Origin of the sequence: Kitasatospora sp. NPDC036755 (assembly GCF_040636595.1) — a bacterium.
In the GTDB taxonomy this organism is placed as follows: domain Bacteria; phylum Actinomycetota; class Actinomycetes; order Streptomycetales; family Streptomycetaceae; genus Kitasatospora.
In genome coordinates this window covers 1-10064 of sequence record NZ_JBEZUT010000315.1, presented here as the reverse complement: position 1 = coordinate 10064, position 10064 = coordinate 1, and the positions used below count along the sequence as shown (strand labels likewise).

Below are 10064 nucleotides of genomic sequence, written 5' to 3'. Positions count from 1 at the left end.
GCCGCGCGGGCGGGGCGCCGTCGTCGTCCCAGCGCGCGAGGTCGGCGGCGTCGTCGGGCGCGGTGGCGGAGGACTGGACGTGGTGGTGGGCGCTCATCGCTGGCGGCCCCGGTTCGCGGAGGCGGTGCTGCCCGGGGTCTGCCGGGCGGCTGGAGCGGTCGCGGCGGAGAGCTGCTTGCCGAGGGTGAGGGGCGCGAGCTGCCTGACACCGACAGCCTTGCTGACGGCCTCGGCGACGGCGTCGCGGTCCTCGATGGGCGCGATTCCGACCAGGTTCGCGAGCGCTGCCCGGGTACCGAGTACGGCCTCCGTCTTCTGGTAGCTGAGCAACTCGCGCAGCTGGGGGGCCCAGCCCAGCTCTCCGAGTTCGACCTGTTTGGCGAGGTTTCGGGCAACCCGGACCACCCGGGCATCGATCCGCAGCGCCAGAGCCAGGTCGTAGTCCGTGCCGACCTGGATCTGCACGCTGAAACGACTAGCGAGCGCCTCCGTCAAAACCGCCCCGTGGACGCCTGGATTGTGGCCCGCCACGACGAAGAAGCCGGCCTTGGCCTGGATGGTCTCGCCCTTGTGAGCCTTGACCTGGATCTGCCGGCGTCCGTCCATGGCCGGGTACAAGGACGCCATCACTTTGGGGGAGATCAGAGTGGCGTCGTCGATCAGCAGGGCACGGCCCTCCTGCATGGCGACGACCAACGGCCCGTACTTGAAGACGTACTTGCCGTCATCGTCCTGCGTGTACTCGCCGATCAGGTCGCCGACCGTGGTGTCGCCGTCGCCGGCCACGGTGAGCAGGTCGGGGAAAGCGGCCTCCACCAACGAGGTCTTGCCAGTGCCCGGAGGACCGTAGAGCAGCACCGGTATGTCGGCGCCGCGTAGGCGCGCCAGCGCTTCGACGTCGGGAAGGTCGGCCAGCTCTCGGGGGTGGTAGAGCTGTCCCCCCGCGCGGCGGATCGGACCGGTCTGCTTCGGTGCGGGTGCGGGTGCGGGTGCGGGTGCGGATACGGGTGCGGGAGCGGCCGTGCGGGCCGTGGCCGCAGCAGCGCGGGGAGAGTGGGTTCCCGGTGGACTGATCACCGGGGTCCGCCCGGCTGCAGCGGTCTTCGCGTTCGCGCGGAACTGCTTTCCGGTGCCAATCCGGTCGGCCTCGCCGCGTTTCACCAGCGTCTCGACCGCTTGCACGACGGCACCGCTGGAGTGGCCCAGCGCCTTGGATATTTGCCCGGTCGTGAGCGCGTCCGCCGGCCGGTCGGCCAGCAGACGGGCGATCTTGGCCCGCAGCTCTCCGGGCCTGGCGTGTGCCGTAGCGGTGGGCGGTGCGGGGTTGGTCAAGCGGGGAACCTCCTAGGGGTTGACGCAGGCGGGTGCACCGCACCCCGGTGATCAGCGGACGGGCTTCCGCGGGGGCGGTGGGGCGGTGGTGGCCGGGGAGCTGGGTGTAGGTGCAGCCGATGTCGGCGCGCTGCCGGAGAGGGCGGCGGCCCGCCGCTCCGACGGGGTGGCCCGGCCGTCGGCGGTGACCGGGGTGACGATGGCGACCTTCCGGTCGGTCGCGTCGAGGTGGAGGCCGGTGGTGCTGCGCAGCAGGGGTTCAGGGGAGGCGAGGTCGCGGCAGAGGGCGGCAGCGAGGCGTGAGGGGGTGTTCGCGCTGATCTCCGCTATCCAGTGGCCGAGCACGCGGTGGCACGTGATGCGGGCGGCGGGTTTGCCGCGCAGGTCGTGGAGAGCTGTCGGGACGTCGCAGTGGGCGGCGACGTAGCCGTCGGGTGAGTGGAAGGTGACGGCCCCGCGGGGCGCGACAGCGCTCTTCCACCCGGCCTCGGCCAGGGGCAGAAAGCCCAGGCCGAGAACACCAGCCTGGAACGGGCTGCGCGAATCCGGTCCGGCTTCCTCCAGCATGGCGAGTGCCTCGTCGACGACGCCGGCGATCAGCTCGGGCGGGACGAGGTCGCCGCTGGTGATGCGCCAGGCGACGCTCGCTCCTCGGTGCTGGGCACCCCAGACCCGCCAGGCGGTGCTCTGCCGCGTCCGGTCGTCGGTGCCGTCGGGCCAGGCGAGGCCGAGCCTGCCGCACGGGCTGGTCATCGAGTTCGCCTCCGTTGTCCAGCCCAGGGAGGTGAGATGTGCTGAAATCTGCTCGGCTCCGCCTTGTCCAGGGCCGGCGTAGTGGCGGGGGGTCACGGTGACCAGGGCCGGTTCGGGGCCGGTTCCGCGCGGTGGTTCGGCGGTGGTTTGGGCGGGGGTGGTCGGCAGGGGGTTCTCCAAGTCGGGCGGGAGGTTCGGGTCCGCCAGCAGGGGGCGCCACCGGGGCAGGGTGGCGGAGGCGGCGGGTTCGATCGTGACCCGAGCCAGGTGATGGGCGGGGATCTCGCTGCGGCGGCGCAGCGCCGTGTTCGAGACCAGCGTCACCGCTGCCGTGCGCAGGACCGCCTCCGGAGTCCACGGCGAGGCGATGACCTCCCACGCCAGCTCGGAGCTGGTGTTGCCCAGGCTGAAGGCGAGTGTGCGCTCCGGGTGGGAGGGCACCAGGAGGGTGGCGGCGCCAGGTGAGTGGATGAACGTTCGCCAGGGGCCCCGCTTGATCGTCCATCCGGCGTCGGAGAGGATCCGCGCGATGTCGTCGCCGGCCCTGCAGTCGGCAAGGACGGTGGCTGGGTCGCTGTCGAGTCGGTCGGCGGCGTCCAGGACGAGACCGTGGGAGAGCTCGTACGGCGTCCTGGGGCTGAACCAGGCACACCAGAGCTCCGTGGCGTCCGGCTCCCCGCTGTCGTAGGCGGAGAGCTTCCAGTGGTTCTGGAGGATGCGACGGCCGAGGGGGAAGTCGCCGCGCTCCAGGGCCATGCGGCGGCAGGGGCTGACGAGCAGGGGTTCTTCGGGGGTGCCGTCCGGGTCGTGCTCCCACCCGTACGCGCTGATGAGGTGGTCGCCCAGGTCACCGGGCGGAGTCCCGGAGCCGGCCAGTTCCAACGGGCGGACGGCGACCAATTGGTCGGTCTCGGTCTTGGTGGTCAAGGAGGTCTCCGGGAGCAGGGGCACGGCGAGGCTGCTGATGAGTTGGGTCCGGCGCGGGCCGACGGTCTCACCGACGCGGGGGGCTCGGAGGCCGGGGGCCAGAGCCCGGGCGGGCCGCCGACTCCGCGGTGCCCGCAGCAGCGAGAACGGGGAGCGATCGGGTGACCGCCGCGACCCGGCGGGTGGAGGCGGTGAGGGACTGCGCAGTGACCGGGGTGACGACGACGACCTCCCGGTCGGTCGCGTCGAGGCGTAGGTGGTCGGAGTTTCGAATCAGGGGTGAGGGGTCGGCGACGGTCCGGCACAGCGCGTCGGCGAGGCGTGAGGGGGTGTTCGCGCTGATCTCGACCTCCCAGAATCCGAGCGCCCTCCGGCAAGAGATGCGGGCTGCCGGCCGCCCGCGCAGTTCGTACAGGGCATCCGGGGGGCCGCACCGCGCGCTGAGGAATCCGTCGGGCGACTCGAAGGAGGCAGAGCCCTTGGACGTGACCTCACTGCTCCAGCCTGCGGCTGCCAGAGGCAGGAACCCGAGGCCGAGGACACCGGCCTCGAACGGTGCCCGGCCTGCGGTGTCGGCCTCCTCCAACATCAAGGCGGCCTCGTCGAGCAGACCGTCGATCACCTCCTGAGGGACCAGCCGCCACCCGGTGACCCGCCAGGCGACGCCCGCGCTGCGGCGCTGGGATCCCCAGATTCGCCAGGGCTCGTGCGACCTCTCGACCGCCCAGCCCCGCGGCTTGGTCGACTCGGTGGGCCAGGCGATCCCCAGTCGGCCGCACGCGCTGGTGAGGATGCCATCTCCGCGGACCCAGCCCTCGGCATCGAGACGGTGCCGAAGGCGTTCGACGGCGTTGGCACTCGGACCGGCGTAGTGGCGTGGGCTGACCGCGACCAGCGCTGCTGCCGGGCTGGGCTGTCCGACTGCGGCCCCGTCCGGACCGGCCGACGCGAGCGCCTGGTCACCGCCGAGGCCTGGCAACGGACCTGTCCAGCGCGGGGGGAGTGCCGAGTGCGCCGGCGCGGTCGAGACCCGTTCAGCGTGGTGGGCGGGGATCTCGCTGCGGCGGCGCACTGCCGAGTCCTCGACCAAGGCCGTCGCCGTGACGCGCAGGAGCGCTTCCGGTGTCCGGGGCGACATGGAGATCGACCAGGCCAGTTCGGAACTCGTGTCGAGCATGTTGAACGACAGTGCCCGCTCCGGGAGTTCGAGGGTGTGCGCGGCACCGGTGTTTCCGGTCGGCGTGATCATCCGGGCGCCAGGAAGGGGGTGCTCCCTCTCCTGCCAGCCGGCAGCGGTGAGCAGGTCGGCCGCGTCGTCCGCCTCGGCGCGTCGGGTCAGGACACTGCTGGGCTCGGTGTCCAGACGCCGGGCGGTCTCCAGGACGACGCCGTAGGTGAGTTCGTGCGGTGTCTGGGGGCTGAAGCACGCCCACCACAACCACTCGGAGCCCGGTGCCTCGCGGGCCGTGAGCATCCAGTTGTCGTCCAGCAGGAGGTTGCCGGACAGGAAGGTGCCGTGCTGCAGACGAAGCCGGCCGCACGGGCTTTCCAGTTGCGGGTTCTCGCCGTCGGCAGCGATGCGCCACTCGTACTCGGAGGTGAGGTGGTGCAGGAGGTCGAACGGCGCGGTACCGGGCCCGGCGAGTTCCAACGGGCGGACAGCGACCAGGTCGTCGGCATCGGGTTCGGCGGGCAGGGGAGGTCTCCAGGAGCGCAGGGGTGGGGTCAGGACGGGCGGCGCCGCGGGGCCAGCACCGATGCGGTACCGGCGGTGCGCGGCTGGCCGGCGGACTGCGGCGTGGCGGGCAAGGGCCGGAGGCCGGTGCTGCGGGCGGCACCGGAGCGACCGTTGTGCGGCAGCTGCTCCGTGACGGGCTGGGTGGTCAGCAGGTTCCGGTGGCGGGCCGGCAGCTGGTCTGCCCGGCGGACGGCGGGGCCCAGGAGGGCGCGGACGGCGGCGGTCAGCAGCGGCTCGGGGGCCATCGGGGTGAACCTGATGGTCCAGGTTCCGGTGTCGGCGGCGCCGGTCAGCATCACCTCGCTGCTGGGGGCCTCCAGCGGGAAGGTGAGGGCCGCGCGGCGGTCCGGGGCGGAGACCAGCTCGTAGCCGTCCCGGTGGTGTCCGGACCAGCCGGCCGCGAGCAGCGCGGCGCGGGCGTGGTGGCCGACAAGGCGGCCCGTGCTGGTGGGGAAGCCCGGGGTGTGGCGGGTGCCGGCGGCGGCTTCGTCGAGCAGGGCCCGGGTGATCTCGGCCGGCACCTGGTGGCAGAAGCCGATCGACCAGCCGATCCCGGTGAGGGACAGCGGGGCCGTGCCCGATCCGTTGGAGAGCGCGATGCCGGTGGTGCCGCTTACGAGGACTACGTGGGTGGGTGAGTTGTAGGGGCGGAACCAGCCGTGCTCGGTGGTGAGGAGGGAGGGCAGGTCGGTGTCGCCGGGCCCGGCGAGGTGTACGGGGCGGACGGCGAGGAGCGGGTCGGTGGGTGCGAGGGAGGCAGTGGGCACAGATCTCGTTCGGTCAGGGGGCCGGGACTCGGCCTCGGCCCGAATGCGGGATGGCCGGGCGCAGGGGCCCGGCGGAGAACACGACGGCCGGTGCGGTGCCGGTGGGCAGGCTCGTGCGGGCAGTGGCCGCGCGGACCCGGCGGTGCCCGTCGTCGGCGGGCGGTCCGGGGCAGAGCCCGCGTTCCTCGACCAGCAGCAGTGCGTGGTCGAGACGGGGCAGGAGCCTGCGGCGGACCGTCTCGGCCGCTCGGGCCGGTGAGCCGCTGACGCTGACGCCGAACGGCGTCAGGTCCTCCACCGTGCCGGGATCCGTGCCGGTGGGGACGAGCGGTGCGATCAGGTAGCGGCCCGGGCGGAGCGGGCGCGGGAGCACGACCAGCTCCCGGCCCTGGCTGTCACGCAGCATCCCGAGACGGTCGTTGACGAACTCCAGCAGGGCCCATTGGGTGATCCCGAGGTCCCAGAGCTGCTCGTACACCTCGGTCAGCGCCGCCGACCGGCTCACGTCCGCGAGTACCGGCTCCCACGTTCCGGGGAGCCGGCGGGCCACCTGATCGGTGAACGCCTCCAGGGCGCGTTCGTCCCTCACCGCAGCCGCCCCCGGTCCGCGACCGTGGGCAGCTGCGGTCCGGCCGGATCGGGCGAGGGGCCGCCGGAGGCCGGGGCGGTGCCCGAGCGGGCGGCGCTGGAGCGGCCGGTGCTCGCCGCGACGACCTGCAAGTACGGCAGGTGCGTCTCGGGCAGCGACCGGCGGGTCCGCAGCACCGGGGCCGGGTCGACGGCGGCGAGGGCCGCTGCCGTGACCATGTACGACGGCGTGCTGCTGGTGAAGTCCGCGGACCAGGCACAGAACCGGTCGTCGATGCCCGCAGTGAGCGTCCATGAGGGAGGAGCCTGGCCCTCCAGCTCCTCGTAGCGCCCGAACTCGGCCGAGTTGTACTGGAGTACGACCTTCGGGTCCGGCGCGCTGAAGGTGGTCCACACACTGGCGGTCCGGCTCGTCCAACCGTGCCGGTCCAGCTCGAAGGGTGAGACGTACTCGCTGTCGGCTGGCCGGGCGTCGCCGGTCACGGTCTCGGCGACGAGTCGGGTCACCTCGCCGAGGACCTCGGCTGGCGTCTTGTAGCTGAAGTTGGCCTTCCACGTGGGCACGCCCAGTGGGCCGGCCAGCGCGGTGATCTGCCAGGCGTCCCGGGTCCGCTCGGGAAGGTGTGCGACGCGGACGGTCCGGCAGTCGCTCTCCCACAGCCGCCCGCTGTGAAAGGTCGCGGACCTCCAGCCCGCCTCGCTGGTCAGGGCCGCTACCGCCCGCTCGACGGGGCCGGGCCCGGCCAGGTACAGCGGGCTGACGGCCACCGGGGTCTCCAGGCCGTTCCCGTCGGCGAGGAGTTCGGCCGCGGTCGGCAGCGCTGCGCGGGCCTCGGCCTCGCGCCGGTCGGCCTTGGCCAGCTCGGCGAGGGCGCGGGCGACCACCCGCTGCGGCAAGTCGTCGCTGGTGCGGACGAGCGGGCTGCCGTCGGCGACGGCGCCGTTCACGGCCGCGATCAGGTGCAGCGGCGTGCACGAGCTGAAACCTGCGGTCCAGCCCACGTCCGGGTCGCCCGATGCGACGCGCCAGGTGAAGCCGCTCTGCACATCGGAGGCCATCTCGACAGCCGGATCGACGAGCGGGCCGACCTCGTACTCGACCTCGCCGTCGTCCGAGGTGGTCAGCCAGCGGCCGTCGGCGCAGACCGTCGGCCAACCCGCCTCGGAATGAGCCTCGTTGGCGTCGGCGAGTGTGCCCTCCAGCGACACGAAGGTGCCCGTGGTGTCGCTGACCGCGTCGTACTGCAGGGAGTCGGAAAGCGCTCCGAGGAACGCCCCGACGATCTCCGGCGGGGTGGCTCGGCTGAATCCGCCGCGCCAGGTGGGGACGGCGAACGGGTCCAGGGCCGCGGTGACCTGCCACGACTGCTCCCGGTCGGGGAGGTAGCCGACGCGAACACGGTGGCACGGGCTGGTGGCGACCACCTCGGTGAGATACGGGCCGAGAGCCACAACCCGCCAGCCGCGCAGCGGCTCGAAGACGGCGTCGACGGCCTCCCGGTCGCCGGGGCCGGCGAGGTAGCGGGGGCGGACGAGGGTTTCGACGTCGGGATCGTGGTGCGGCAGATAGGTGTCGGGCAAGGGCGACAACTCCAGAGTGGGGGGGGGTGGTGCAGCGAGCGCCGGTGTCAGCGGCCGGGGCGGCGGCGGGTGCTGGGATCGGTGGCCGGCGGCGGTGTCGGCGAGTTGGTCGGTGAGGGCTTGAGCGGTGCGACGCGATGCCGGGCCGCCTGAGCCCGAGTGGCTGCCGGAAGGGGCGCGGAGGTGTCCCGGGTCCACTCGTACGCGGCTTTGAGGCTGTCGAACTGCCCGTGGCGGACCGTGTAGGCGGGGCTCTTCTCGTCGGGCACCCGCCAGAAGAAGACCTCCGCCGCTGGGCCGGAGGTCTGCTGGGCGTCGGTGGCGATCACCCAGGTCTCGTACGGCGGTTCGTGGCGGCTGAAGGTGTCGTGGACCTCGAACCTCTCGCCACTGCCACGCAAGAAGTCCTCCAGCCGCTCGGTCTCGGCATCCAGCGGATCGCTCCACCCCTTCGGCTCCAAGACCCTGCTGGGGTCCGCCCCGCGGCCCACCAGCCAGTTCTGCGCCAGCGGGATCAGTGCGTGGGAGGTCATGGTGGCCCGGACCGTGCGGGTGCCCGGGGTGCGATCGAAGTGGGCGGCGACGATCTGCGGTGCACCAGGCCGCTCGTCGTAGGAGGCGTGTGCGTCGAGGAGGAGGAAGTAGTCGTGCAACCGCGCTCCTGGGCGGCGCGGGGTGTCCGACGCCCACTGCTTCGCGATCATCCACAGCGAACTCTCGGGGTGGAACAGCCGGTTGATGGTCCGGGCTGACTCGGCATCGGCCGCGTCGAACTCGTCGAGGTCGAGTTCGTCATGGGCGTCGTGGAAGGAAGCGATGTACAAGGGCGAGGGTGGTCTTTCTGGTCAGCGGCGAGGGACGGACCGGTGGCCGGGGGCGGTGGACGGCGGTGGAGCGGTCCAGGGGATCGGTGTCGAGCGGACCGTGGGGGGCACGCCGGCCCCGGTCTCGGAAGGACCGTGGCGGTTCCGGACCGATGCCGGGGACCGGCAGGCCCGGGGGCGGGCGTTCGCTTCCTGCTCCGGGCCGCGGCCGGGAATCTGGGGTTGGAGCGGCTCGGTGGTGCGTTCCGGTTGATGTTGTTCGAAGAGGCGGGCGGCCTTCGTCCACCAGGACGCGGCGAGATCGCCGTTGTCTTGTACGGCTCGGCACTGGGCGCGGTGAGCCCCCAGCCCACCGGTGAGGGGCGCGAGGGCATGGGGCACGGCACTGGTGACCAGCTCGACGTACGCCCGCCCGCCGAGGACGATCACATCGGCGTCGTCTAGGTCCAGACGCCGGGCCTGGGCGCGGATGGTGACGGCGCTCACCGCCTTGGCGTCCCCGAGCTTCACGTCGTAGTAGAGGAGGCTGCGGTCCAGCTCCACCAGTCCGTGGAGGGCGCTGACGATCACCGGCCGACGGCGTCCAGCTGCGAGCGCGTCGGCGGCGGCGCGCAGCGATCGGTGGTACTGGCCCCGGTAGAGATCGCCGGCCGGTAGGGCGTTGGGGCGGCCGAACTCGTTGACCCCGGGATCGAACTTCAGTGAGCCACAGGAGATCACCACGATCCTGCGGCGAGGGGTCTGCACGCCGTGCCGTTCGGCGTAGGCCCGGCCGGCGGCGGTGAGGTGGATGTCCGGAGGGCCGAAGAGTTCGTCGTACTGATAGGTGCGGTCCCCGATGGTGAACGGGCGCATGTGGGCGAGGCCCTCGTCCACCAGGACGCGGTGGGTGCGGGCGTTGAAGGTGTTCGGGACTTGGTGGTCGGGGTCGGCGGCGGCTGCGAGGACGGCCTGGTGGGGCTGGGCGGCAAGCTGGTGTGGTGTCGGCAAGCTGTTCCTTCGTCGTAGTCGGGGTTCGACGGGACCTGCCGTCTGGGCCGCGGGGGACCTCCGGGCGAAGGGAGTTGACGGGCGGGCAGTCCGGCGTCAGAGCCGGTCGGCGGCGGGGGCCAGGGCGCGGCGCAGCCGAGGCAGGGTCAACGTGGAGTCGAGGCGTCCGGCGGCGAAGAACACCGGGGCCCCGCTGCCGCCGGTGTCGCCGGGGCGGGCGAGGCTGTAGCCGACGGCGGCGCCCTGCGCGTCGGTTCGCCAGCGCACGAGCACGCCGCGGGCGGCCAGCGCCGAGGCGTAGTCGTCCACAGTGGTGGCTTCTTCCAGGGCCTGGCGCATGTGCTGCTGGAGCCAGACGCGGGACGTCTCGTCCCAGCCCTGGCGTTCGGCCTTGATGATCTCGGCGGTGGTCGGGTAGCTGGTGCTGGTCCGTTCGCCGAGCCCGACCCGGCGCAGCCCCCACTCGGCCTCGATGGCTCGGCACTCGGCCTGGGCCCGCATCGCGTCGCGGTGCATGGCGGGCCGGGCGCCGGTGGGTAGGACAGTGACGGCGGCGAGGTGGAT

The 10064-nt window shown here is 72.8% G+C and carries 8 protein-coding genes and 1 pseudogene; all 9 read right to left on the bottom strand.

Annotated features, from left to right (window positions below; all coding sequences use genetic code 11):
* Window positions 1-93 precede the first annotated feature (93 nt).
* Window positions 94-1269: an AAA family ATPase gene (locus AB0E96_RS33065; protein ID WP_359829484.1), complete on the bottom strand. Its 1176-nt coding sequence runs from the start codon at window positions 1267-1269 to the stop codon at window positions 94-96.
* A 114-nt stretch (window positions 1270-1383) separates the two neighbouring features.
* Window positions 1384-3012, bottom strand: coding sequence for a DUF317 domain-containing protein (locus AB0E96_RS33060; RefSeq protein ID WP_359829483.1), 1629 nt, complete (start codon window positions 3010-3012; stop codon window positions 1384-1386).
* A gap of 67 nt (window positions 3013-3079) precedes the next feature.
* Complete coding sequence (locus AB0E96_RS33055) at window positions 3080-4663, bottom strand: DUF317 domain-containing protein (RefSeq protein WP_359829482.1); 1584 nt, start codon at window positions 4661-4663, stop codon at window positions 3080-3082.
* A 74-nt stretch (window positions 4664-4737) separates the two neighbouring features.
* Window positions 4738-5517 (bottom strand): hypothetical protein, encoded by a 780-nt coding sequence (locus AB0E96_RS33050; protein WP_359829481.1) that lies wholly within the window; start codon window positions 5515-5517, stop codon window positions 4738-4740.
* Between the two features lie 13 nt (window positions 5518-5530).
* Entirely contained in the window at window positions 5531-6106 is a 576-nt protein-coding gene (locus AB0E96_RS33045; RefSeq protein ID WP_359829480.1) for a hypothetical protein, read from the bottom strand.
* A complete protein-coding gene (locus tag AB0E96_RS33040; RefSeq protein WP_359829479.1) occupies window positions 6103-7686 on the bottom strand; it encodes a DUF317 domain-containing protein in 1584 nt (527 codons plus the stop codon). The genes AB0E96_RS33045 and AB0E96_RS33040 overlap by 4 nt, the downstream gene beginning before the upstream one ends.
* A 47-nt stretch (window positions 7687-7733) precedes the next feature.
* Window positions 7734-8510: a hypothetical protein gene (locus AB0E96_RS33035; RefSeq protein ID WP_359829478.1), complete on the bottom strand. Its 777-nt coding sequence runs from the start codon at window positions 8508-8510 to the stop codon at window positions 7734-7736.
* A gap of 21 nt (window positions 8511-8531) precedes the next feature.
* Entirely contained in the window at window positions 8532-9500 is a 969-nt protein-coding gene (locus tag AB0E96_RS33030; RefSeq protein WP_359829477.1) for a DUF6884 domain-containing protein, read from the bottom strand.
* Between the two features lie 96 nt (window positions 9501-9596).
* Window positions 9597-10064 (bottom strand): annotated as a pseudogene (locus AB0E96_RS33025) (mobilization protein); the annotation flags it as partial.